20 protein-coding genes are annotated in these 23,791 nt (G+C 64.5%); 7 read left to right on the forward strand and 13 right to left on the reverse strand.

Translation table 11 applies throughout. The annotated features are described in order from the left end of the window. Positions 1 to 2: 2 nt before the first annotated feature. The 8 genes from J2R76_RS14555 to J2R76_RS14590 all read right to left on the reverse strand — a co-directional run bounded on the left by J2R76_RS14555 (position 3) and on the right by J2R76_RS14590 (position 7,682). A complete protein-coding gene (locus J2R76_RS14555) occupies positions 3 to 746 on the reverse strand; it encodes a 2OG-Fe(II) oxygenase (protein WP_141339466.1) in 744 nt (247 codons plus the stop codon). A gap of 255 nt (positions 747 to 1,001) precedes the next feature. Beyond that, positions 1,002 to 1,688, reverse strand: a complete 687-nt coding sequence (locus tag J2R76_RS14560) for a DUF2848 domain-containing protein (RefSeq protein WP_141339464.1) — start codon at positions 1,686 to 1,688, stop codon at positions 1,002 to 1,004. Next, positions 1,681 to 3,030: an amidase gene (locus J2R76_RS14565; protein WP_141339462.1), complete on the reverse strand. Its 1,350-nt coding sequence runs from the start codon at positions 3,028 to 3,030 to the stop codon at positions 1,681 to 1,683. The genes J2R76_RS14560 and J2R76_RS14565 overlap by 8 nt, the downstream gene beginning before the upstream one ends. A 92-nt stretch (positions 3,031 to 3,122) precedes the next feature. Continuing rightward, the gene (locus J2R76_RS14570) at positions 3,123 to 3,842 is read right to left on the reverse strand and encodes an ABC transporter ATP-binding protein (RefSeq protein ID WP_057015727.1); all 720 of its coding nucleotides are present in this window, start codon (positions 3,840 to 3,842) and stop codon (positions 3,123 to 3,125) included. Continuing rightward, the gene (locus tag J2R76_RS14575) at positions 3,832 to 4,560 is read right to left on the reverse strand and encodes an ABC transporter ATP-binding protein (protein ID WP_141339460.1); all 729 of its coding nucleotides are present in this window, start codon (positions 4,558 to 4,560) and stop codon (positions 3,832 to 3,834) included. The genes J2R76_RS14570 and J2R76_RS14575 overlap by 11 nt, the downstream gene beginning before the upstream one ends. Next, the gene (locus tag J2R76_RS14580) at positions 4,550 to 5,470 is read right to left on the reverse strand and encodes a branched-chain amino acid ABC transporter permease (RefSeq protein WP_141339458.1); all 921 of its coding nucleotides are present in this window, start codon (positions 5,468 to 5,470) and stop codon (positions 4,550 to 4,552) included. The genes J2R76_RS14575 and J2R76_RS14580 overlap by 11 nt, the downstream gene beginning before the upstream one ends. Continuing rightward, positions 5,463 to 6,386, reverse strand: coding sequence for a branched-chain amino acid ABC transporter permease (locus tag J2R76_RS14585; protein ID WP_028338731.1), 924 nt, complete (start codon positions 6,384 to 6,386; stop codon positions 5,463 to 5,465). The genes J2R76_RS14580 and J2R76_RS14585 overlap by 8 nt, the downstream gene beginning before the upstream one ends. A gap of 45 nt (positions 6,387 to 6,431) precedes the next feature. Further along, the gene (locus J2R76_RS14590) at positions 6,432 to 7,682 is read right to left on the reverse strand and encodes an amino acid ABC transporter substrate-binding protein (RefSeq protein ID WP_233475624.1); all 1,251 of its coding nucleotides are present in this window, start codon (positions 7,680 to 7,682) and stop codon (positions 6,432 to 6,434) included. 228 nt (positions 7,683 to 7,910) lie between these two features. Between J2R76_RS14590 and J2R76_RS14595 the strand changes: the two genes are divergently transcribed. From J2R76_RS14595 to J2R76_RS14610, 4 genes are all read left to right on the forward strand, one after another. Next, positions 7,911 to 8,324 carry a Zn-ribbon domain-containing OB-fold protein gene (locus tag J2R76_RS14595; protein ID WP_016841161.1) on the forward strand — a complete coding sequence of 138 codons (414 nt, stop codon included), beginning with the start codon at positions 7,911 to 7,913 and terminating at the stop codon, positions 8,322 to 8,324. Positions 8,325 to 8,328: 4 nt separating this feature from the next. Beyond that, a complete protein-coding gene (locus J2R76_RS14600; RefSeq protein WP_076833558.1) occupies positions 8,329 to 9,468 on the forward strand; it encodes a thiolase in 1,140 nt (379 codons plus the stop codon). Positions 9,469 to 9,577: 109 nt separating this feature from the next. Then, the gene (locus J2R76_RS14605) at positions 9,578 to 10,492 is read left to right on the forward strand and encodes an SDR family oxidoreductase (RefSeq protein WP_018270553.1); all 915 of its coding nucleotides are present in this window, start codon (positions 9,578 to 9,580) and stop codon (positions 10,490 to 10,492) included. Positions 10,493 to 10,683: 191 nt separating this feature from the next. Continuing rightward, entirely contained in the window at positions 10,684 to 11,796 is a 1,113-nt protein-coding gene (locus J2R76_RS14610) for an SMP-30/gluconolactonase/LRE family protein (protein WP_143271172.1), read from the forward strand. 134 nt (positions 11,797 to 11,930) lie between these two features. On the opposite strand, the gene ppc is transcribed toward J2R76_RS14610, so the two are convergent. The 3 genes from ppc to J2R76_RS14625 form a co-directional block, all read right to left on the reverse strand. Then, a complete protein-coding gene (ppc, locus tag J2R76_RS14615) occupies positions 11,931 to 14,738 on the reverse strand; it encodes a phosphoenolpyruvate carboxylase (protein WP_076832967.1) in 2,808 nt (935 codons plus the stop codon). A 292-nt stretch (positions 14,739 to 15,030) separates the two neighbouring features. Continuing rightward, positions 15,031 to 16,575 carry an acyl-CoA synthetase gene (locus J2R76_RS14620; protein ID WP_076832964.1) on the reverse strand — a complete coding sequence of 515 codons (1,545 nt, stop codon included), beginning with the start codon at positions 16,573 to 16,575 and terminating at the stop codon, positions 15,031 to 15,033. Positions 16,576 to 16,713: 138 nt separating this feature from the next. After that, positions 16,714 to 17,526 (reverse strand): crotonase/enoyl-CoA hydratase family protein, encoded by an 813-nt coding sequence (locus J2R76_RS14625; RefSeq protein ID WP_076832960.1) that lies wholly within the window; start codon positions 17,524 to 17,526, stop codon positions 16,714 to 16,716. Between the two features lie 100 nt (positions 17,527 to 17,626). Here J2R76_RS14625 and J2R76_RS14630 point away from each other — a divergent pair, with 100 nt between their 5' ends. From J2R76_RS14630 to J2R76_RS14640, 3 genes are all read left to right on the forward strand, one after another. Then, positions 17,627 to 18,502: an SDR family oxidoreductase gene (locus tag J2R76_RS14630; RefSeq protein ID WP_057015759.1), complete on the forward strand. Its 876-nt coding sequence runs from the start codon at positions 17,627 to 17,629 to the stop codon at positions 18,500 to 18,502. Between the two features lie 241 nt (positions 18,503 to 18,743). Next, positions 18,744 to 20,324 carry a fatty acid--CoA ligase gene (locus J2R76_RS14635; RefSeq protein ID WP_076832958.1) on the forward strand — a complete coding sequence of 527 codons (1,581 nt, stop codon included), beginning with the start codon at positions 18,744 to 18,746 and terminating at the stop codon, positions 20,322 to 20,324. A gap of 375 nt (positions 20,325 to 20,699) precedes the next feature. Then, entirely contained in the window at positions 20,700 to 21,917 is a 1,218-nt protein-coding gene (locus J2R76_RS14640; RefSeq protein ID WP_253624111.1) for an IS4 family transposase, read from the forward strand. Between the two features lie 47 nt (positions 21,918 to 21,964). Here the strand turns inward: J2R76_RS14640 and J2R76_RS14645 are convergent, their stop codons facing one another. Then, a complete protein-coding gene (locus J2R76_RS14645; protein WP_076827205.1) occupies positions 21,965 to 22,444 on the reverse strand; it encodes a GFA family protein in 480 nt (159 codons plus the stop codon). Between the two features lie 15 nt (positions 22,445 to 22,459). After that, complete coding sequence (locus J2R76_RS14650; protein WP_076827204.1) at positions 22,460 to 23,734, reverse strand: acyl-CoA dehydrogenase family protein; 1,275 nt, start codon at positions 23,732 to 23,734, stop codon at positions 22,460 to 22,462. Between the last annotated feature and the right edge of the window lie 57 nt (positions 23,735 to 23,791).

Below are 23,791 nucleotides of genomic sequence, written 5' to 3' on the forward strand. Positions count from 1 at the left end.
ACTCACTTCGCGTCGTGGAAGATCACACCAACGGTGTGGCGATGGCCGGAGCGAATCCTGCTGACGCCATGGCGCAGATTGACACGATACGGTCCGCGCGTCCCCTGCACCGGTCGATGATGCACGGCAAAGGCCACCGCATCGCCCTTGGTGAGCGGCACCACCTCGGGCCGCGACTGCATCCGCGGCCGCTGCTCGGTCAGCACGAATTCGCCACCCGTAAAATCGCGCCCGGGCTGCGACAGCAGGATCGCGACCTGGATCGGGAACACGTGCTCGCCATAGAGATCCTGGTGCAGGCAGTTGTAGTCGCCCTCGCCATATTGCAGCAGCAGCGGCGTCGGCCGCGTCTGTCCGGCGTCATGGCAACGCTTCAGGAACGCCGCATGCGACGGAGGATATCGGATATCGATCCCCATCGTCTCGTTCCAGCGATTGGCTGTCGCGGTCAGCCGCGTATAGAGCGCCGGCCGCAGCTCCGCGATCAGGTCCGGCAGCGGATAGGAGAAATACTTGTACTCGCCGCGGCCGAAGCCGTGACGGCCCATCACGATCCGGCTGCGGAACTGGCTGTCGTCGGGATACAGCGCGGCGATGTCATCGCATTCCTCAGGCGTCAGCAGGCCGTTGAGGACGGCGCATCCCTGATCGTCGAGGTCGGTCTTGATCTGGTCCCAGTCGAGCCCGTCGACGCGGGCCGGGATGCCGGTGGATGGGCGGGTAATGGTTTTGGCTGTTGCTGTCATGGGACGGAATCTGGCCCCTGATTGCGGCCCGCGCCACCCGATTTCCGGTCGAAAGATGCAGAGAACGTCACCACAATTACGGTGTCGTCCCGGCGAAAGCCGGGACCCATAACCACCGTCGTCAGTTGTTGAGATCGGTGGGGCCACAGCCTGCCAACCACAACACTCTGTGGTTATGGATCCCGGCTTTCGCCGGGACGACGCACGTGGAGAAAGCGTCGGTCATCTCCCTCACAACAACAACGCGGCGAGCAATCAGCCCCTCACCGGCAGCGTCACCACATCGTAGCCGTGGCTGATCTTCCGCTTCAGCACCGGGTCTTCCAGCTCGAACTCGAACCGGCTGGCCGGGCGGATGCCGCCCTTGGCCGCGAAGGTGCCGCCGAACATGGCGCAGCCGTCGGGCAGCGCACCTTGGTCGAAGCCGCGCGCGATCAGGTCCCTCACCGGCAGCATGTGATCGAGCGTGCCTTCCTGGTAGAGCACGCGCTGGCCGCCGATCACCGCCCACGAGCGCAGCACCAACTGGTCCCAGTGGCCGATGACGTCCTCGAGTTCCCACAGCTCCGATGCCATCGGCTTGTCGCACATCTGCTTCGACACGGTGACGCTGTAGCTCTCGACCTTGCGGTCGGTGTGGTCGGAGCCGCAGCCGACGAAAATGCGGCCCTGCCAGCCGATCAGCACGAACTCGACCTCGCCGCTCGAGTCCTCTCCGCAGACTTCGATGGCATCGGCGAAGGTGAGCCGGCGCGCCGAGCAGCGGTAGTAGATCGGCGTGGTCGCGGGCCGCGCGATGCCGAGCGCCTCGAGCTCGGCGATGTGCTTGTCGCGCGCCACCGGATCGCGGCCGGTCCAGCCGGCGATCACGGCCTGCCTGATTTCCAGTGTGAGCGGAGTGGCGACGCCCTTGTCGTCGACATTGAAGGTGAGATCAAACACGGATCACGGTCTCCATTCCGGCAGCGAGCTCGAAAATGCGCCGATCCGAACCGCCCGCGGCGGCGAGCATCAGGCCGACCGGCGCCTCGCCCTCGTGATGCGCGGGCAGCGAGATCGCGCAGCCGTCGAGCACATTGATCAGCGTGCAATTGCGCAACGCGCGCAAATTCTCGGTGGCGAACGCCTTGTCGTCGGCGAGGCTGGCGATCGTAGGCGGCAGGTTCGCCGTGGTCGGCAGCACCATCGCATCATAGGGCGCGATCCGCTTCTCGGTACGGGCGATGAAGGAGCGGCGTGCGTTGAGCAGATCGATATAGTCGGCGGCCGGAAAGCCCTCGCCGCGCTGGATGCGCACGGCGACGCGCGGATCGTAGATGTCGCCCTTGCTGGCCAGCAGGAAGCGATGCCAGGCATAGCTTTCGGCGGCGGCAAAGCCGCCCTTGGCGTTCATGACGCCGACATCGAGCAATTCGGGCACCTCGATCCGCTCGATCAAGGCGCCTGCGCGCGACAACGCCGCGAGCGCGCGCTCGAAGGTTTTCGCGACGGCCTCGTCGAGGTCGTCGAGAGCGACCGTGGTCGGCACCGCGAGCCGCATGCCTTTCACCGGGCGCGGCGAGACCGGCGTCACCGGCTGATCCGCCAGCACCGCGTCGAGCGCGGCGCAGCAGGCCACCGAATTGGCCAGCGGGCCGTAGCTGTCGAGCGTGAACGACAGCGGCACGCCGCCATCGAGCGGAATCCGACTTTGCGTCGGCTTGTAGCCGACGATGCCGTTGAAGGCGGCGGGAATCCGGCAGGAGCCGCCGGTATCGGTACCGAGCGCGCCGAACGCCATGCCGTCCGCGATCGAGACCGCCGCCCCCGAGGACGAGCCGCCCGGCACGTGGCCGGCGCTCCGGTTCCAGGCGCTCTTCGGCGTGCCGTAATGCGGATTGATGCCGATGCCGGAATAGGCGAACTCGGTCATGTTGGTGCGGCCGATCACGATGAAGCCGGCGCGCTTGAGCCGCGCCACGACAGGTGCATCGGCATCCGCCGGCGCGGAATCCTCCAGCGCGCGCGAGCCCGCCCGCGTCACCTGCCCCTTGATGTCGAACAGGTCCTTGATCGAAACCGGAATGCCGGCAAATGGCGACGGCGCGGCATTGGCCTTGCGCAGCCGGTCCATGGCGTCGGCGGCCTCCAGCGCGGCGTCGCGGTCGACATGGATGAAGGTGCGTTGGCCCTCGCCTGAGGGATCAGCGATTTTGGCGATGCACTGCTCGACGAGCTTGCGGGCAGAGGTCGCGCCGCCGGCGAGATCGGCGGCCAGGGAGGCGAGTGTCGGATTCTTGGGCATGGCTTTCACTTCACGGCTTGCACTTCATGGCTTGCAGTTGATTGTCGCGCGAACCGAAGCCGATTTCCAGCCCGCCAGCGCCTCACCTCGCATCACTTCAGCCCGAAATAGGCGCGGTGCAGCTCTTCATTGCCGCTCATCTCGGCAACCGTGCCGGAGAAGCGGATCCGCCCGCCTTCCAGCACGAATACGCGGGTGGCAATCTCGAGAAAACCGATATTTTGCTCCGCGATCAAGAGTGCCAGTCCGCGGCCCTGCAGGCTCGACAAGGCGCGCAGCACCTCCTTGACGAACAGCGGCGACAGCCCGGCCGAGGGCTCGTCCATCACCAGCAGCTTCGGCTCGGCCGACAGCGCCTTGGCGATGCCGAGCATCTTTCGCTGACCGCCGGACAGGCTGGACGCGGGATCGCGGCGCTTGTCGCGCAGCACCGGGAACAGGCCGTACAGTTCGTCGACCCGCGCCCCCGGATTGGCATGGCCCAGCGCCTGCGCGCCGACGCGGATATTTTCCTCGATCGACAGGTCGGGAAACACCGCAAGCTCCGACATGTAGGTCATGCCGCGCTTCATGCGATCCGACGAGCGCATCCTGGTGATGTCCTCGCCGCCGAGCTTGATGTGGCCGCTGCGGGCCTCGATCAGGCCGACCAGCGACTTCAGGAACGTGGTCTTGCCCGCGCCGTTGGCGCCGAGCAGCAGCACGGTCTCGCCGGGGCGGACGTCGAGATCGACGCCCCACAGCACCTGCATGGTGCCGTAGCCGGCATCGACGCCCCTCGTGTCCAGAAGCGACACCGCATCAGTGGGCATGCTCGCCTCCCAAAAATACCTCGATCACCTGCGGCTCGCGTACCGCGGTCGCCAGCGTGCCCTCGAAGATCTCCTTGCCCGCATTGAGCACGATGACGCGGTCGGTGATCTGCTCGATGAAGCCCATCAGATGCTCGACCACGATGATCGCCATGCCGGTTGCGGCCAAGGCCTTGATGCGGCCGGCGATCCAGTCGAGCTCCGCCGGGTTGAGGCCGGCCGCGAGTTCGTCGAGCAGCAGCAGCCGCGGCCGCGTGGCGAGCGCACGGGTCAGATCGAGCATCTTCTGCTGCGCGCTGTTGAGATCGGCGGCCGGACGGTCGGCGACCTCCTTCAGCCTGAAATCCTCGAGCAGTTCGGCAATCGACGGCGCACCGGTTGCGCCGCCATAGGCCAGCGCCACCTGGATGTTCTCGCGTACCGTGAGCGACAGGAACGGCTTCGGTACCTGGAAGGTGCGGTTGATGCCGCGGTGAACGAGCTTGTGCGAGGCGACGCCGCCGGCGGACACGCTGTCGAACACGACCTCGCCGCCGTCTGGCGCATAGAGACCGGAGATCACATTGATCGCCGTGGTCTTGCCGGAGCCGTTCGGGCCGACCAGCCCGAGGATCTCGCCGGGCACGACGTGGAAGCTGAGGCCATCGAGCGCGTGGAAGCCGCCAAAGCGCTTCACCAGCTTCGAGACCTTGAGGATCGGGGTTTTCTCAGGGGACATGCCACCCCCTGCGGGTTGCCAGCGACACCAGTCCAGAGGGCAGGAACAGCACCAGGCCCATGATCAGGAGACCATAGATCAGCTGGAAATATTGCGGCGTGGTGAAGCCGATCAGATTGTAGATGCCGTAGAGAATCAGCACGCCGACGATCGGTCCGGTGATGGTGGCAACGCCGCCGAACAGCGCGAACACGATCGCGAAGATGCTGAACTCGCCGGAGAACACGTTGTCCGGATAGAACACCGAGACGTACCAGGCATAGATGCCGCCGGCGAGGCCGGCGACCAGCGCCGAGGCGAGCCAGGCAATCACCCGCATCTTCACGATATTGACGCCGGCCATCGAGGCCGACACCGCATCCTCGCGCACGGCCTGCAGCGCCAGCCCGAACGGCGAGTTCTTCAGATAGACCACCGCACCGACCGTCAGCGCCATCACGACGACCGCGGCATAGTACGCATGGGTCGGGTTGAACGTGCCGGTGAGCGACACGCCGTAGGGACCCTTGGTGATCCCCTCCAGCGCCGGGTTGGCGACGAAGTGCAGCACCGCGAGCGAGGCCGCGAGATTGGCGATCGCGAAATACGCACCCGACAGCCGCAGCAGCGGTGTCAGCAACAGGCCGAGCGCCACCGCCACGACGCCGCCGACCAGCACCGCCAGCGGCGCCGGTGTATCCAGATGCATCACCATGATGGCGAAGCCATAGGCGCCGGCGCCGAAGAAGCCGACATAGCCGAACGGCAGATAGCCGGTGAAGCCATAGATGATGTTCACGCCTTGCGCGAGGATCAGGAAGATCACGAAGTTGAACAGCAGCAGATGGTTTTGATACACGCCGGGCAGCAGTGCGAACACCACCACCAGCGGCGCCAGGATGAACAGCAGGTGTTTCGAGGCGTTATGCAACGCGCACCCGCCTTCCGAGCAGACCGCTCGGACGCAACAACAGGATCACGATCAACAACACATAGGGCAGCAAGTCGGCCCAGGAACTGAGATAGGTCTGCACCAGCATGTAGCAGAGACCGTAGACGACACCGCCGAGCGCGGTGCCGAGCGGATTGCCGAGCGAACCCAGCACGACGATCGCAAACGACGTCACGGTCGCGTCGGCGCCGAACGCCGGCGTCACCGAGCCGAACATGAAGGGCGCGAACACGCCGGCGACCGCCGCGATGCCGAGCCCGATGCCGAACGCCGCCGCCGAGACGCGATCGACGTCGATGCCGGTCGCCAAGGCCTCGTCGCGCCGTGACATCACCGCGCGGGTCAGGGTACCGAGCCTTGTGTGGTAGAGATAGAGGTAGACCAGCGCGATCGCGATCAGACTGGTGATGGCCGCGATCACCCACGGCGCGGGAAAGCCCTGGCCGAAGATCTGGATCGGCCCTGCGCCGCCCGCCTTGCCGCCGAACCATTTCACCTTGATGGTCGTGAAGACGGTGCCGAGCAGCCGGCTCTGGATCGAGCGCTCGCTGGTGCCGGCGAAGATCGTGGTGACGGCCTCGATCACCTGCGACAGGCCGAAGAACAGGATGATCGACAGCATTTCCGGATTGGCCGAGCCCTGCAGCCGCGGCACCAGCACCCAGTATAGCAGCACGCCCACCAGCACGAACACTACGAAGGCCAGGGGCACCGCGAACAGCGGGTCGATGCCGGCGATGCCGACCACGCCGAGCGCGATGAAGGCGCCCAGCATCAGGATGTCGCCATGCGCAAGGTTGACGATGCGCATGACGCCGAACACGAGATTGAGACCGATGCCGACCAGGCTGAAATACAGCCCGAACAGCACGCCGGCAACGAGCGCATAGGTCATGCTACCGCTCGCCGCCGACGGTTACGCCTGCCGCACCCACCTGCATCACGGCGCCGGGTAGATCGGCTTGCCGGTGGCGGTCTCGTGCGGATAGATCGAGACGAACTTGATGTGATCGTGCTCGTCGACCGTGAGCTGGCCGAGCGGCGTGAGTTCGCCGATCTGGCCGCCGGTCTCATCCAGCGCGAAGGTGCCGTCCAGCGTCTTGAGCTGGCCGCTGAGCGAGAACACCGCGCGGCGCAGCTCCATCTGGTCGAGGCTGGTCGCTACCGACAGCGTCTTCTCGATCACCAGCGCCGTGGTGTAGCCGGCCACCGCGTTGAAGCCGAACTCCATCTTGCCGTCGTTGTACTTTTTGGTCCAGGCGGCGCGGAAATCCTTCATGTTCATCCCGAAATTGACGGGATAGTCCAATTCGGACGGCGGCACATAGGTCCAGATGTGCTCGAGACCCTTGGCGCCGACGTTCTTCTCGAGCAACTCGGTCTCGAGGCCGGCATAGATCGCGAACAGCATCTTGAACTTGGTGCCGACGTCCTGGACGTTGCGCAGGAAGGCGATGTCGTTCGGCGCATAGCCGAAATGGATCACCGCGTCGGGATTGGCGTTGCTGATGTTGTTGATGATGACGTTGTAGTTGGTGGTCTCGGTCGGAACGCCCTGGTCATAGACGATCTCGATCGGCGCGCCGGACTCCTTGACGAACTTGCGGAACGCGTTGGCCTGGGTGCCGGTGAACTCGTTGGTCGAATAGAGGATCGCGACCTTCTTGATGCCGAGGCCAGGACCGTCATGGCTGATGAAGTCGGCGACCGGCTTCGGCCACACCGTCGACACCGGATCGGCCATCAGCGCGATGTAGGGATTGTCCTTCGAGAAGAAGCTCGCGCCGGTGCCGGTCTGGTCGAACAGGAACATCTTGTGATCGCGCGCGATCGCAACCGCGGGCGCCGTCAGCACCGATCCGGAATCGGCGACCAGGAGATCGACCTTATCCTGGGTGACGAGCTGATTATAAAGCGTCGAGGCGGTCGCGGTGTTGCTCTGGTCGTCATAGGAGACGAGCTTGATCGGGATCTTCTTGTCGAACGCCTTCACGAAGACGCCGCCCTCGGCGTTCTTCTGCTCGACCCACAATTTCAGCGAGCTGTAGACCGGCATCGAGATCGAGGCGTAGCGCCCCGAGGATGCGTAGAGCGTGCCGATCTTGATCTCCAACGGTGCGTCGGCGGCCATCGCCTGCGTGGCGAATGCGAGGCTGGCAGCGAGTGCCGCGCCGATGATCCTCAGCATCATATGTTCCTCCCGGCTATCTTGAACGTGTCTTGGACGTATCTTGGACGCGGCCCTTCTACGCGCCGGATCGGAGCGACACAAGCAGCGCGGCCTTAGCAATTGTGCGAGGGGCGGAATATGCGGCATGCGCGGGACACAGGCCGCTGCGCGGAGCATGGATGGACCGTTGACGGGCCTTGGTTCAATGTCGCATCAAGACTGTAACGATTTCGGGAGGAGACATCAGACATGGCCGAGCCCGCGCGCGCGAAACCAAAGCCGACACCGGAGACCCAGCATTTCTGGGATGGCACCAAGGCTGGCGAGCTGCGCCTGCAGCGCTGCGATGCCTGCGCCAATGTCTACTTTCCGCCGCGGCCGTTCTGCCCCTCCTGCGCCTCGCGCAAGGTCTCGATCTTCAAGGCCAGCGGCAAGGGCAAGCTCTACAGCTACGTCATCAACCACCGTCCCGCAGCGCCCGGCTTCACGCCGCCTTATGCGATCGCGGTCGTCGAGCTCGACGAGGGCCCGCGCATGATGAGCAACATCATCGATTGTCCGCAGACGCCGGAAGCGCTCGAGCTCGACATGCGGCTCGAGGTCGCCTTCGAGGCGCTCGACGACAAGATCACCCTTCCCTTGTTCCGTCCGGCAAAGGGGTAATGTGATGCGCAGGAACCAGGTTGCCGTCGTCGGTGCGGCCGAAACCACCGAACTCGGCGTCATCCCGAACATTTCGCAGATCCAGCTGCACGCGGACGCGGCGCTGAATGCGATCGCGGACGCCGGCCTGAAGCTGTGCGACATCGACGGCTTCGCTACTGCGGTCGAGACCCCGCAGCAGATGGCGCACTATCTCGGCATCACGCCGACCTGGGTCGACGGCACCTCGGTCGGCGGCTGCTCCTTCATGCTGCATGTTCGCCACGCCGCTGCGGCGATCGAGGCCGGCCTGTGCAAGACCGTTCTGATCACGCATGCCGAAAGCGGCAAGTCGATGATCGGCAAGCAGCCGCGCTTCACGCCGGCCGACAGCCTCAACGGCCAGTTCGAGGCGCCGTTCGGCGTCTACGGGCCGCCGAGCATGTTTCCGATTCCCGTGCTGCGGTTCATGAAGACCCACGGCATCACGCATGAGCAGCTCGCGATGGTCGCGGTGGTGCAGCGCGAATGGGCGGGGAAGAACCCGCGCGCGACCATGAAGGACCCGATCACCGTCGCCGACGTACTGAACTCGCGGATGATCGCCTATCCGTTCCGGCTGCTGCAATGCTGCCTCGTCACCGACGGCGGCGGCGCGCTGATCCTCACCTCGGCCGACCGCGCCAAGGATTTCCCGAACAAGCCGGTCTACATCCTCGGCACCGGCGAGAGCGTGGAAACGCCGATGGTCAGCCAAATGAAGACGTTCGACTCATCGCGCGCCTTCAAAGTGGCAGGGCCGCTGGCCTTCAAGGAGGCCGGCATCACCCACAAGGACGTCGATCATCTGATGATCTACGATGCATTCGCGCATCTGCCGCTCTACGGCCTCGGCGACCTCGGCTTCATGCCGTATGAGGAGACCGGCAAGTTCATCGCCGACGGCAACACCCGCCCCGGCGGCAAGCTGCCGCTCAACACCAATGGCGGCGGCCTCAGCTACATGCACTCCGGCATGTACGGCATGTACGCGCTGCAGGAGAGCGTGCGGCAGATGCGCGGTATCGCGCCGGCGCAGGTGCCGAACGCAAAGATCTCGGTCTGCCACGGCGTCGGCGGCATGTTCGCCGCAAGTGGCACGATCATCTTTACGAACGAGAAGTAACAACTCCGTCGTTCCGGGGCGCGCGAAGCGCGAGCCCGGAACCTCGAGATTCCGGGTCTGGTGCTTCGCACCATCCCGGAATGACGGAGAGCAAACCAGGAGAACCGACATGGCAAAATCACTGCAGGATAAGGTCATCATCGTCACCGGCGCGGGCCGCGGCATCGGGCGCGAGATCGCGCTGCTCTGCGCGGCGGAGGGCGCCAAGGTCGTGGTCAACGATCCCGGCGGCGCCGCCGATGGCGCCGGCACGAGTGCCGCGCCCGCCGAGGAGGTGGTCGAGGAGATCAAGAAGCGCGGCGGCACCGCGGTCGCCAATTTCGAGTCGGTGGCGGAAGCCATTCCCGCCAGCAAGATCGTGAAGACCGCGACCGATCATTTCGGCCGGCTCGACGGCGTCGTCAACAATGCCGGCATCCTGCGCGACATGATCTTCCACAAGATGAGCGTGGAAGCGTTCGAGGCCGTCATCAAGGTGCATCTGATGGGCTCGTTCTATGTCAGCCACGCCGCGGCGCGGATCTATCGCGAGCAGGAGTCGGGCTCCTTCGTGCACTTCACCTCGACCTCCGGCCTGATCGGCAATTACGGCCAGGCCAACTACGCCGCCGCCAAGCTCGGCATCGTCGGCCTGTCGAAATCGATTGCGCTCGACATGGGCCGCTTCAACGTGCGCTCGAACTGCGTGTCGCCGTTCGCCTGGACCCGCATGATCGGCACCATCCCGACCGAGACCGACGCCGAGAAGGCGCGCGTCGAGAAGATCAAGCAGATGGGCCCGGAGAAGATCGCGCCGGTCTGCGCCTATCTGCTCTCGGACGCGGCCAAGGACGTCACCGGACAGATCTTCGGCGTGCGCATGAACGAAATCTTCCTGTTCGGCCAGCATCGTCCGGTGCGCTCGGTTCATCGCGGCGAAGGCTGGACGCCCGAGACCATTGCCGAACACGGCATGCCGGCGCTGAAGGGATCGTTCGCCAAGCTCGACCGCTCGGCCGACGTCTTCACCTGGGATCCGATCTGAACTTGATCTGATCCTCCGATCCGATCTGGACAGTTTTATGAAATCGTCGCCTCGGCGAACTCCGCGCGCAATCGCGCGCTAGGCGGGGGCGACACACTCTTTGGTTGTTTCATCATGGCGTGCCCGCATTGTGCCAGAATTGCGGGGGTATGATCGTCCTCCCGATAACAAAAAAGCCTGGGAGGACTTTCGTGACAAATCCAAGCAACATTCAGAAACACGAGGGCGACGGTGCGAAGGCGTTCGACCGTCGGACAATCTTGCGCGGCGCAACCGCGCTTGCTGCAACCGCGATGGCCGCATCCGATGCCGCAGCGCGCGACTTCGGCCCCAACGCGGAGCCGCAGCGCTATCCCGATCCAGACGTCGTCGTGATCGACGACAAGCGCTTCAAGGCCAAGGTCGGCAACACCGCGATCAAGCGGCTCTACACCGGCTGCCTGTGGGCGGAGGGCCCGGCCTGGAACGCGCAGGGCCAGTATCTGGTCTGGAGCGATATCCCGGCCAACCGCCAGTTGCGCTATCTCGACGATGACGGCCACATCTCCGAGCAATTCCACAAGCCGTCGAACGAGGCCAACGGCTCGACCTTCGATTTCGAGGGTCGCCAGATCACCGCCGAGCGCACCCGGCTGGTGCGCTACGAGCACGACGGAACCGTCACGCCCTTGGCGGAGCAGGCCAATGGCAGGCAGCTCAACGGGCCGAACGACATGGTCGTGCATCCCAACGACAAGTCGATCTGGTTCACCGATCCCGGCTATGGCGCGATCTCGATCTATGAGGGCCAACTGGCCAACACGGGATCGAAGCAGCCCTACCAGAAGGAAGCCGTGTATCGCATCGATGCTGCGACCGGTCAGATCACCAAGGTTGCCGACGAGCCGTTCAAGCCGAACGGCATCGCCTTCAGCCACGACTACAAGAAGGTCTATGTCTGCGACACCGGCATCACGCACTATCCGAATGCCAAGAACATCGTCTGGCAGTACGACCTCAACGGCGACAAGCTCTCCAACCCGCGCACGCTGATCGACATGACGCTGGACGGCAAGTCAGGCTTCCCGGACGGCCTGCGTGTCGACGTCGACGGCAATATCTGGGTCGGCGCCGGCTGGGTCGGACCGGGCTACGACGGCGTGCAAGTGTTTGCGCCCGACGGCCAGCGGATCGGCCAGATCCTGCTGCCGGAGACCTGCGCCAACCTCACCTTCGGCGGCAAGAAGCGCAACCGCCTGTTCATGACGGCAAGCCAGTCGCTCTACGCGGTCTATGTCGAGACGAAGGGCGCGCACAACTGTTGATCTAACCGTCGTCCCGGCGAAGGCCGGGACCCATTACCACTGTAGTTGGTTGTTGAAGAAAGCTGGGGCCCACATCGTTCACGACACTCCGGTCGTGGTTATGGGTCCCGGCGTTCGCCGGGACGACACTGTGGCTAGCCGCTATTCCGCAACCCCGCCGAGATCCCGTTGATCGTGATCTGAATCCCGCGCAGCACCTGCTCGTCCGGGTTCTGCGCGCGATACTCCTTCAACAGCTCGACCTGCACGTGATTGAGCGGATCCATGTACGGGAAGCGGTTGCGGATGCCGCGCTCCAGCAGCGGGTTGCCCTGCAGGAGCCGGTCATGCCCCATGATGTCGAGCAGCGTCTCGATCGACAGGTGCCATTCGCGGCGGATCTGGCCGAAAATCTTCTCGCGCAACGCGACGTCAGGCACCAGCTCGGCATAGCGCGAGGCGATCGCGATCGAGCTCTTCGCCAGCACCATATCCATGTTGGAGAGCAGCGTGCGGAAGAACGGCCATTCCCGATAGAGCTCCTGCAGGAACGCCATGCCCTGCTCCGGATGCTCTGATATCCAGCTCTCGACCGCGCTGCCGAAACCATACCATCCCGGCAGCATCAGCCGGCATTGCGCCCAGGAGAACACCCACGGAATGGCGCGCAGGTCCTCGATCTCGCGGGTCTTCTTGCGCGAGGCCGGGCGGCTGCCGATGTTCAGCGTCGCGATCTCGTTGATGACGGTCGAGCCCCAGAAATAATCGGCGAAGCCTTCGGTCTCATAGACGAGGCCGCGATAGGCCTTGAAGGCGAGCGCGGAAATCTCCTCCATCGCCTTGAGATATTCGGGGCGCGGCGCGCTCTGCCGAGGCTGCAGCAGGCTGGTTTCCAGCGTTGCAGCCGCGAGGATCTCCAGATTGCTGCGGCCGACCTCGGCATTGGAATATTTCGACGAGATGATCTCGCCCTGCTCCGTGATGCGGATCTGGCCGTTCACCGCGCCGCCGGGCTGCGCGATGATCGCGTCATAGCTCGGGCCGCCGCCGCGGCCGACCGAACCGCCGCGGCCGTGGAACAGGCGCAGCCGCACGCCGTGGCGCTCGAACACCTCGACGAGGCCGATCTCTGCCTTGTAGAGCTCCCAACCCGAGGTGACGAAGCCGCCATCCTTGTTGCTGTCGGAATAGCCGAGCATCACCTCCTGCACGCTACCGAGACTGTCGACCAGCTTGCGATAATCGTGCAGCACCAGCATGCGGTCCATGATGCCGCTGGAGGCCTGCAGATCCTCGATGGTTTCGAACAGCGGCACGATGTTGACGGCGCTGCGGCCGGACGGATTGACGAGCCCGACCTCCTTCAGCAGCACCGCGACCTCGAGCATGTCGGACATGCCCTGGCACATCGAGATGATGCATTGGGAGATCACCTCCGGCCCGAACCTGGCATGCGCCTCGGCCGCGGCTCGGAACACGGCGAGCTCGCTCTGGGTCTCCTCGGAATATTTCACGAAGGGCGAGGCCATCGGCCGTGCATTGCGCAGCTCGCCCAGCAGCAGGCTGACGCGGGCGTCCTCGCCGAGCGCCAGATAGGACATCCCCGGATTGGCGGTGTCGAACAGTTCGGCGATGGTGCGCTCGTGCACCGCCGAGTTCTGGCGGATGTCGAGTCGCGCCAGATGGAAGCCGAAGCAATCCACCGCCCGCCGCAACAGCCGCAGCCGGCCGCGCGCGATCACGCTGGAATTGTTCGCAATCAGCGAGCGGTTGAGCACGTCGAGATCGGCCTGGAATTCCCTGGCGCGCGCATAGGGCTCGGCCTTGCCGACCGGCGGCCGCGTGGTCTCGACCTCGAGCCGGGAGGCTGTCGCCGCAAGTCTCGCATAGATGCCCGATACGGCCAGACGATACGGCTCGCCGCTGCGATGCGGTGAGGTGTCGGGCGAACGCCCGGCGAGGCTCCGCAGCTCGTCCGAGACGTCGGCGAGATGCGCCGCCAGCGACAATTCGGCGCCAAGCGCATGCAGCTCCTCGAGGTAGAAGTTGAGCGCCTGGCTCGACTGCAGGCGCAGCGTGCCGCGCATCACCTCCGCGGTGACGAAGGGATTGCCGTCGCGATCGCCGCCGATCCAGCTTCCCATCCTGAGGAAGGAAGCGAGTTCGCCGGCCTCGCCACCCTCCTTGTTCAGGCGATCCTCCAGCGCGCAATGCAGCCGCGGCACCTCCTGCAGGAAGGTGTAGTCGTAGAACGACAGGCCGTTGGCGACCTCGTCGAGGACGGTCAATTTGGTCCGGCGCAGCAGATTGGTCTGCCACAGCGTCACCACGGCGCGGCGAAGCTGCTCGTCGCTGGCCTCGCTTTCGTCCGGCGTCATCTGCAGCCGCTCGCGGCGGTCGAGCAGATCCGCGATCTCCATCTCGCGATCCATCGTGCTCTTGCGGCGGACCTCGGTCGGATGCGCGGTTAATACCGGGCTGACGAGCGCGCTCCGGAAGAAGCTGCGCAAATCGGCCGGGCTGATGCCGGCCTGGCGGGCATGCACCAGCGTCTGTTCCAGCGTGCTCGGCCGCGGCGCCCCGCTCGGCCCGCGGCTGCGCATCTGGCGGATGTTGTTCTGGTCCTCGGCGATGTTGGCGAGATGGGAGAAATAGCTGAAGGCGCGGACGATCTGCAGCGTCTCGGCAATCGACATGCCGTCGAGGATGCTCTCCAGTTCCCGTCGCGCCAGCTTGTCCTCGTCGCGATGGAAGCGAACCGAGGTCTGGCGGATGCGCTCGACTAGGTCGAATACATCGGCCCCTTCCTGGTCGCGCACGGTGTCGCCGAGGACGCGCCCCAAAAGGCGGATGTCGTTCCGGAGCCGCGCATCCTCCTCCTGCGCAGTCGCTTCCAGAAGGCTGGCCTCTGCGGCACGCTTGGCGCGGATTTCGGTCTCGGACGGCATGGTCTGGGGAGGCATTACCTGGGGAGACATGGCTCGGCTACTCCGGAGGCTGCCCGGCTCCTCCCGAGTGTGCGCTTTTTTTGCCGCAGCGCAAGATGAACTTGGTGGCGGTGCACACTCACCAACGCCGTCCCGGCGAAAGCCGACCCATAACCACCGGCGGCTGCGGTCGAAGCAAGCTGGGGCTACTGCAGCGCGCAACACGGAGATTGGTGGTTATGGGTCCCGGGTCGCGCGGAGCCTGTCATCGGGCGGCGCTTCGCGCCGACCCGTTGGCTTGCCCGGGACGACGGCGAGTTTTGTGGCGCTAGATCCTCCGCCCCGCTCGCTCCCAATAGGGATCGCGCAGCCGGCGCTTGAAGATTTTTCCGGAATCCTCGCGCGGCAGGCTGGTCTGGATCTCGATGTGCTTGGGCACCTTGTAATCGGCGAGCGCGGTCTTCAGCTGGGCGCGGACGGAGGCGATGTCGAGCGCGACGCCGGGCTGCGGCTCGACCACCGCCATCAGCGCCTCGCCGAACTCGGCATCGGGAATGCCGAACACCGCACAGTCGTGCACGCCGGTGACGGCATGCAGCACCGCCTCGATCTCGGCCGGATAGATGTTGACGCCGCCCGAGATCACCATGTCGCGCTTGCGATCGCAGATGAAGACGTAGCCGTCGGCATCGATATAGCCGACGTCGCCCGAGGTGATGAATCCCTGCCGGTCGATCTCGGCGCGCTTCTCGGCCTTGTTGTGATAGGTGAAATCGGGATTGCCCTTGATCCGCGAATAGATCTCGCCGATCTGGCCCTGCGGCACCTCCTTGCCGTCGTCGCCGATGAAGCACAGCTCGGCACCGGGCGAGATCTTTCCGACCGTGCCGGGCTTCTTCAGCGCGTCCTCGGAATTGGCGAAGGTCACCGCGCCTGACTCGGTCGAGCCATAGAATTCATAGATCACCGGCCCCCACCATTCGATCATGGCGCGCTTGACGTCGGGCGGACAGGGCGCGGCGGCATGGATGATGTGACGCAGCGATGACATGTCGTACTTGCGGCGCACCTCCTCGGGCAGCTTCATCAGGCGGATGAACATCGTGGGCACCATGAAGATGGTGTCGATCCGCTCGCGCGCGATCAACTGCAGAAACTCCTCCGCGTCGAAGCGCGGCATCAGCACCAGCGCGCCGCCGAGCTTGCCCGAGCGCAAGCCGAAGGAATTCGGCGCGGAATGGTAGAGCGGTCCGGGCAGGATCGCGCGTGCACCGGGCTTCAGGCCGTAGATCATCGCGCGCATTGCTTCCGCATTGGCGGTCTGCTCCGGCGTCGGCGCGAAGCGGCGCACGCCCTTGGGATGGCCTGTGGTGCCCGAGGTGTAGATCATGTTCTGCGGCTGCGGCACCACCGGGCCGTCATAGCGCGGGAACTGCGCCAGCCAGGCTTCGAAATCGATCGCGAAATCCGGTGTCGCCAGATGATCGGGATTGATCTTGTAGTTGGCGAGGATTTCCGGTGGCGTCGGCACGCTGAGCACGATGACGCCGGGCGGGATCGCGCCGCGCAGCGGATGCAGCATGTCGGCATGACCGATCAGGACGCGCGTGCCGGAATCCGTCAGCACGTAGTTGATCTCCTCCGGCTTGAAGTGCCAGTTGATCGGCACGCCATAGGCGCCGAGCCGCATCGCGGCATAGGCAGCCTCGATGAAGGCGATGTCGTTGCGCATCAGCATGCAGACGCTGTCGCCCGGCTTGACGCCGAGCTCGTTGAGGCCGCTGGCAATACGGTCGGCGCGCTCGGCCACTGCAGCGTGATCGCGCCGGCGACCGCCGCTGACGATGCCGAGGAAGGGCTGGGACGTTTCCATTGTCGTTGTCCGATCTTTCGTCGGGTTAAATGTCATTCCGGGGCGCGCAGAGCGCGAACGCGGAATCTCGAGATTCTCCGGTGCGCAATTGCGCACCATGGTTCGATGCTGCGCACCGCTGCGGAATGACTGCGGTCGTTACCCCGCATCCACAAACCTTGGCGCGCGCTTCTCCAGATTGGCGCGCACGGATTCGGTCTGGTTCGGGCTGCCGAGCAATTTCTGCTGCTCGACCGATTCCGCGAGCAGCGCGGCCGCCGGGTCGACCGACAGATTGTTGAGCATGCGCTTGGCGGCACGGATCGCATCCGGGCTCTTGCCGGCGATTTCGCGCGCGACCTCGAGCGCCGCGGCGCGCGGATCGTCGCAGACGCGGGTGGCAAGGCCGTAACTTTGGGCCTCCTGCGCCGAGAAGATGCGGCCGGTATAGGTGAGCTCGCGCAGGATGTCGTCGCGCACGAGGCTCGCCAGAATCGGCGTGCCCGCCATGTCGGGCACAAGACCCCATTTGATTTCCATGATCGACATCCGTGCATCCTGCGAGAGGAAGCGCATGTCGGCGCCGAGCGCGAGCTGGAAGCCGCCGCCGAACGCGACACCGTGAACCGCTGCGATCACGGGCACCGGAAGCTGGCGCCAGCCCCAGACCGCCTGCTGCGGGAAATTGGCCTTGCCGTGGGTGCGGACGGTGAGATCGCGCTTCTCGCCGCCCGGCACTCCGTTACCGCCATCCTTCATGGCGGCGAAACGGCCCATGTCGAGCCCGGCGCAGAACGCCCGGCCCTCGCCGGACAGCACCACCACCCGAACGGCTTTTTCCCTGGAAAGCCGGTCGGTTGCGGCCACCAATGCCTCGAACATCGCGGCGTCGAGCGCGTTCATCTTGTCCGCCCGCACCAGGCGGACATCGGCGATACCGTCCGAAATCGATATCGAAACGCGATCTTCCATTGAAATCTCCTCCGCTGTTCCTTGTTGGCGCTTTACAGAAAGGCCGTTGTCCGCTTTTAGTCAATCGACCAATTAACTGACAACCCCCGTGGAGGAAACGATGTTCTCTGATCAGCTTCTTGCCGGGCGGCGCATACTGGTAACCGGTGGTGGCACCGGCCTCGGCAAGGCCATGGCCTCGCGGTTCCTGCAGCTCGGGGCCGAGGTGCATATCTGCGGCCGCCGCAAGAGCGTGTGCGACGAAACCGCCACCGAGCTGATGGCCGAGCATGGCGGGCGCGTGGTCAGCCACGGCGTCGATATCCGCAACGCCATGGCGGTCGACGAGATGATCGAGGCGATCTGGACCACCAGCGGCCCCCTCACCGATCTCATCAACAACGCCGCCGGCAATTTCATCTCGCGCTCGGAAGAATTGTCGCCGCGCGGCTTCGATGCGGTCGCCAATATCGTGATGCACGGCACCTTCTACGTGACGCACGCGGTGGGCCGGCGCTGGATCGCCGGCGGCCATCGCGGCAACGTGGTGTCGATCACCGTGACCTGGGTGCGCAACGGCTCGCCCTATGTGGTGCCGTCGGCCATGAGCAAGTCGGCGATCCACGCCATGACCATGTCGCTTGCGATCGAATGGGGCCGTCACGGCATCCGCCTCAACACCATCGCGCCCGGCGAGATCCCGACCGAGGGCATGAGCAAGCGCATCAAGCCCGGCGACGAGGCCGGTGCGCGCACCAAGGCGATGAACCCGATGGGCCGCGTCGGCACCATGGAGGAATTGCAGAACCTCGCGGTGTTCCTGATCTCCGGCGGCTGCGACTGGATCAACGGCGAGACCATCGCCATGGACGGCGCGCAGGCGCTCGCGATGGGCGGTAATTTCTATCAGCTCCGCGACTGGAGCGACGACGACTGGACCAAGGCGCGCGAGTCGATCAAGGCGCAGAACGAGAAGGATCGCGCGGCGCGGGGCTGAGGCCCGCGCTTGCTCCTCAATCACTACTGTCGTCCCTGCGAAAGCAGGGCCCATAACCACCGCTGCGCGTTGTCGAGCTCGCTGTGGCTCCAGCGTCGCGCCACATACAGATTCGTGGTTATGGGTCCCGGCCTTCGCCGGGACGACGATGTTGAAACAGCGCGGCCAATTCCTCCGTATTGTTTTTCCCGCGCGATGCCGCCACACTCCGTGCAACCAAAACAAGACGTCACGGGGGAACATGTCCGACGCGCAGAAACTAACCAATCTTGCCGACATGGTGCGCGAGCGCGCCAAGAGCCGCGGCGACGCGCTGGCCTATGAATTCGAGGGACGGCAAACCAGCTTCGCCGGGTTCGACATCAAGACCAACCGCGTCGCCAACGCGCTGATCGCGATGGGCGTCGAGAAGGGTGAGCGCATTGCCTATCTCGGCAAGAACAGTGACTTCTATTTCGAGCTGTTGATGGGCGCGATGAAGGCCGGTGTGGTGATGGCGCCGGTGAACTGGCGCCTTGCAGGCCCCGAAGTCGCCTTCATCGTCGACGACTGCAATGCCCCCGTCCTGTTCGTCGGCCCCGAATTCATCACGCAGGCGCGCAACATCCGCGACAAGCTGCCGAGCGTTCGCACCATCATCACGACCGAGGGCGGCGCGCCGGAATGGCCCGACTTCGTCGCCTGGCGCGATGCGCAGGGCGGCGACGACCCGCGCGTTGCGATCGAGCCGAAGGACATCGCGATCCAGCTCTACACCTCGGGCACGACGGGCAAGCCGAAAGGCGCGATGCTGTCACACGCCAATTTCCTCAACCTCGTGCAAAGCGGCAACGAGGCCGAGAAGCCGGAGTGGAACCGCTGGACCACCGACGACGTCTCGCTGGTCGCGATGCCGATCTTCCACATCGGCGGCTCCGGCTGGGGCGTGATGGGCCTCTATCACGGCGCCCGCGGTGTAATCGCGCGCGAGTTCGACCCGACCAAGGTGCTCGACTTCTTCGAGCAGTCCGGCATCACAAAGCTGTTCATGGTGCCGGCGGCGATGCAGTTCGTGGTGCGGCAGCCGCGCGCGCGGCAGGTCGACTTCTCCCGCCTGAAATACATGCTCTATGGCGCCTCACCGATTCCGGCGGCGCTGCTGAAGGAGTGCATCGAGGTCTTCAAATGCGGCTTCGTGCAGATGTACGGCATGACCGAGACCACCGGCACCATCGTCGCGCTGCCGCCGGAAGACCATATCGAAGGGCTCGACCGCATGCGCTCCGCCGGCAAGGCGTTGCCCGGCATCGAGCTTGCGATTCTCGATCCGGACGGCAAGCCGCTGCCGCCGGGCGAAGTCGGCGAAATCGCCACCCGCTCCGGCTCCAACATGGCCGGCTACTGGAATCTGCCCGAGGCCACCGCGCGCACCATCGACAGCGACGGCTGGCTGCGCACCGGCGACGCCGGCTACATGGACAAGGACGGCTATCTCTACATCCACGACCGCATCAAGGACATGATCATCTCCGGCGGCGAGAACATCTATCCGGCCGAGGTCGAGAGCGCGCTGTGCGACCATCCGGACGTGGCGGAAGCCGCCGTGATCGGCATCCCCGACGACAAATGGGGCGAGGCGGTGAAGGCGGTGGTGGTGATGAAGCCGGGAAAAGCCGCGACCGCGGCCGACATCATCAACTTCACGCGCGAGCGGATCGCCGGCTATAAGACACCGAAATCGGTCGACTTCATCCCGGCGCTGCCGCGCAACCCGTCGGGCAAGATTTTGCGGCGGAGCCTGCGTGAACCGTATTGGGCGGGCAAGGACCGGCAGGTGAATTAGCCCTCGCTGTCGTCCCGGCGAAGGCCGGGACCCATAACCATCGTTGTTCATTGTCTGTCGACGCTGGGGCCACATCTCGTTCAACCAATTGCCGACTGTGGTTATGGGTCCCTGCTTTCGCACTAGCGTGTCTACACGGTTTTGGGGCGCGACAGATTGACTCGGTGCAGCAAGAAGTGGCGTCTCTGCAGCATGTTGTATGATTCTCTCACTGGCGCTTTGATTCGAAGGAGCGCCAGCGATGCAGCCGGATTTGTCTTTGGGTGAGTTCGGGGACGTTCGTCTCGACAAAAGGGGGCGACGCTTCTCCGGGCTATGCTTTGCACGCGCAGCGTCTGCTTGCGCCAGATGGCCCGGGGCGATTGGGCTGCCAATATGGCGTTCTGGCGGTTTGTGAACAACCCCCAAGTCACGATCGATAAATTGATTGAGGGCTGGAGCACGCAGACGCGGACTGCGGTCAGCGGGCGTCATGTGCTGGCGATCCAGGATACGAGCGAGGTCAAGTTCCAGACCCAGGCGGGACGGCGGCGCGGGCTGGGCAAAGTCGGCAAGGGCAATGCTCGCGGCGTGCTGTTGCATGCGATGATGGCGGTGGATGCCGACAGCGGGGTCTGTCTTGGCCTTACTGGCGGCAACGTTTGGACGCGCAAAGGCAAGGTAAAAATCCCGCATGAGCGGCGCGCCTTGGCCGACAAGGAGTCGGCGCGCTGGGTGACGGCCGCCGAGCAAGGCCGCGACGTCCTGGCAGATGCCCGCATGATCACCGTCGTCAACGACCGCGAGGGGGATTTCTTTGCTCACTGGGCGCTGACGCCAGCTGAGAATGTCCATCTTCTGTCGCGTGCCATGCACGACCATGCGCTGGTCGATGGCGACACACTTTATCAGGCGGTCGAGCGGAGCCGCTTCTGCGACAACGCGGTGATCGATCTGCCGCAGCGAATGGATCGGCGCGGCCGGCAGGCCCATCTCTCGATGCGCTTCGGAACCGTCGTGCTCAAGCGGCCGCAGAGGCCCGGCGTCACCGACTTGGCGGAGGGCATCAAACTCAGCTTCGTAGAAGTGGTCGAGTTGCATCCGCCGAGAGGTGCGGAGCCCATTCGCTGGCTGCTCCTGACCACTCATCCGGTCGCCACCGTTAAAGACGCCTGGCAGATCGTCTCCTGGTACCGCCAGCGCTGGATCATTGAGCAACTCTTTCGCTCGCTGAAGAGCCAGGGTTTGCGCATCGAGGATAGTCAGATCGAGAGCGCCGAAGGCCTGATCAAGCTCGTGGCGGTCGCCACCAGAGCGGCATGTATCGTCATTCAACTCGTTCAGGCCCGCAACAGTGGCGAAGAATTGCCGGCTGAATTTGTCTTCACCGCAGAAGAGATCGAGACGCTCAGGGCCATCAACAAAACCATGAAAGGTCGCACCGAGCTTCAGAAAAACCACCATCGCCCCAACACTCTTGCTTGGGCGGCATGGATCATCGCAAAACTCGGCGGATGGACCGGCTACGCCTCCCACCGTCCACCTGGACCAATCACCTTCCACACCGGAATGGCCCGCTTCCAAATCCTCGCAAATGGCCCGACAAACGTGTAGATGCACTAGTGCTTTCGCAGGGACGACGGTGGAGGGAGTGTCGCACTTCACTTCTTCCCCGTCCTCTCCCGCAAGACGCGCCACCGCTCCTGCGCCTCTTTCGGCCAGACCTCTTTCCGATCGTAATACTCGGCGAACACTTTCGCGCCCGGCGGGAACGTCACCCAGGGCTGCTTCGACGAGGTGAAGATGTGAGCATCCGGCGGGCACTGGCTCGGATCATCCAGCGTGCCGACGCGGACGAAGCGTACCGCCGGTCCCGCGCCCGGATAGTTGCTCCACACCGCGACCTTGCAGATGGAGCAACGCGCGATCTTCTGTCCCTTGCCGCTCGCCGAGGGCGTGTCGACGATCTCGGGCTCGGCCGCGATATGCTCGACCCGCTCGGCCTCGTACAACGCGTTGAGCGCGTGCACGGTGCCGGTCTCGCGCTGGCACCAGGTGCAGTGGCAGGCGTGCACGATCAGCGGCCTGCCGGTCAGGCGGTAGCGGACGTTTCTGCAGGTGCATCCACCTTCCATGCTCATGCCGCCTCCTCTGCGTTAGTGCTTGCCGGCTCCCATGTAGCCGAACAGGAAGCCCGCCACCTTGCGCTTCTGGATCTCCTCGCTGCCTTCCGTGATGCGATAGCGGCGGTGATGGCGGTAGATGTGCTCGAACGGCTTGTGGCGCGAATAGCCCATGCCGCCATGCACCTGCATCGCGCGGTCGGCGGCTTCGCAGCACAGACGGTTTGCCCAGAAATTGCACATCGAGACCCGGTCGGACAGCGTGTGCTCGACCTGCGCCTGGGTCAGTTGATCCATCTCCCAGGCGGTCTTGCGGATCAACAGCCGCAGCATCTCGGCCTGGGTCGCGAGCTCGACCAGCGGCCACTGGATCGCCTGGTTCTCGGCCAGCGCCTTGCCGAACGGCTTGCGCTCGCGAGCATATTTCACGCTCTCATTGATGCAGTACACCGCGGCGCCGAGCGAGCTCGCCGCCTGGCGGATGCGGTTCTCGTGCACGAAGCATTGCGCCAGCGACAGGCCGCGGCCGACCTCGCCGAACTGCGCATCCTCCGGCACGAACACATCGGTGAAGCTGACCCGCGGATGGTCGGTCGGCATGTTGAAGGTCCACATATACTCTTCGACCTTCACCCCCGCCGATTTCGCCGGCACCAGGAAGCAGCTGATGCCGCGCGCGTCGCCGTCATTGCCCGAGGTGCGGGCAAACAGCGCACAGTGGGTGGCGACATGCATGCCTGTCGTCCACATCTTCTCGCCGTTGATGATCCAGCCCTTGACGTTGTCGCGCGTGGCCTGAACCGCTCTGGTTTCCATATGGGTGGCGTCCGAGCCGTGCTCGGGCTCCGTCAGACCGAACGTGATGCGGTACTTGCCGGTGATCGAGCCGTCGATCATCGCCTTCTGCTCGTCGGTTCCGTAGCGGTCGAGCATGGTCACGATCGGCAGATTGCCGACGATCGAGTGTTCGTTCTGCAGGTCGTTGTGCAAACCGAGACCCTTTGAGGCAAAATGTTCGCGGATCACGGCCATCCACAGGTTGGAGCCGTCCTTGCCGCCATAGCGCTTCGGGATCGCGAAGCGCAGATGGCCGGCGGCATCGGCCAGGTTCTTGGCCTTGCGCAGCAAGAGCTCCCATTCATGGCGCGGCAGGCCGCCCTTGTCGAAATCGGTGCGCGCCCATTCACGGCGATGGTCGAAGAAGCGGATGTTGTCGTCAGCCTCTTCCAGCGGCTTGATCTCGCGTTCGATGAAGCGATCGAGCTCGGCGAGATAGGCTGTCAGGTCAGCCGGCAAGTTGAAATCCAAGGCGGTCTCTCCCGGAAATATTGTTGATTCTGATTTTGCGTCTAGACGCTGTCGCGC

This window comes from Bradyrhizobium sp. USDA 4532, assembly GCF_024171315.1.
Lineage (GTDB): Bacteria > Pseudomonadota > Alphaproteobacteria > Rhizobiales > Xanthobacteraceae > Bradyrhizobium > Bradyrhizobium australafricanum.

Coding starts and splice junctions, on each gene's coding strand:
- J2R76_RS14555 (WP_141339466.1), bottom strand. CDS start 746: ATGACAGCAACAGCCAAAACCATTACCCGCCCATCCACCGGCATCCCG.
- J2R76_RS14565 (WP_141339462.1), bottom strand. CDS start 3,030: ATGCCCAAGAATCCGACACTCGCCTCCCTGGCCGCCGATCTCGCCGGC.
- J2R76_RS14570 (WP_057015727.1), bottom strand. CDS start 3,842: ATGCCCACTGATGCGGTGTCGCTTCTGGACACGAGGGGCGTCGATGCC.
- J2R76_RS14575 (WP_141339460.1), bottom strand. CDS start 4,560: ATGTCCCCTGAGAAAACCCCGATCCTCAAGGTCTCGAAGCTGGTGAAG.
- J2R76_RS14585 (WP_028338731.1), bottom strand. CDS start 6,386: ATGACCTATGCGCTCGTTGCCGGCGTGCTGTTCGGGCTGTATTTCAGC.
- J2R76_RS14590 (WP_233475624.1), bottom strand. CDS start 7,682: ATGATGCTGAGGATCATCGGCGCGGCACTCGCTGCCAGCCTCGCATTC.
- J2R76_RS14595 (WP_016841161.1), top strand. CDS start 7,911: ATGGCCGAGCCCGCGCGCGCGAAACCAAAGCCGACACCGGAGACCCAG.
- J2R76_RS14600 (WP_076833558.1), top strand. CDS start 8,329: ATGCGCAGGAACCAGGTTGCCGTCGTCGGTGCGGCCGAAACCACCGAA.
- J2R76_RS14605 (WP_018270553.1), top strand. CDS start 9,578: ATGGCAAAATCACTGCAGGATAAGGTCATCATCGTCACCGGCGCGGGC.
- ppc (WP_076832967.1), bottom strand. CDS start 14,738: ATGCCTCCCCAGACCATGCCGTCCGAGACCGAAATCCGCGCCAAGCGT.
- J2R76_RS14620 (WP_076832964.1), bottom strand. CDS start 16,575: ATGGAAACGTCCCAGCCCTTCCTCGGCATCGTCAGCGGCGGTCGCCGG.
- J2R76_RS14625 (WP_076832960.1), bottom strand. CDS start 17,526: ATGGAAGATCGCGTTTCGATATCGATTTCGGACGGTATCGCCGATGTC.
- J2R76_RS14630 (WP_057015759.1), top strand. CDS start 17,627: ATGTTCTCTGATCAGCTTCTTGCCGGGCGGCGCATACTGGTAACCGGT.
- J2R76_RS14635 (WP_076832958.1), top strand. CDS start 18,744: ATGTCCGACGCGCAGAAACTAACCAATCTTGCCGACATGGTGCGCGAG.
- J2R76_RS14640 (WP_253624111.1), top strand. CDS start 20,700: ATGGCGTTCTGGCGGTTTGTGAACAACCCCCAAGTCACGATCGATAAA.
- J2R76_RS14645 (WP_076827205.1), bottom strand. CDS start 22,444: ATGAGCATGGAAGGTGGATGCACCTGCAGAAACGTCCGCTACCGCCTG.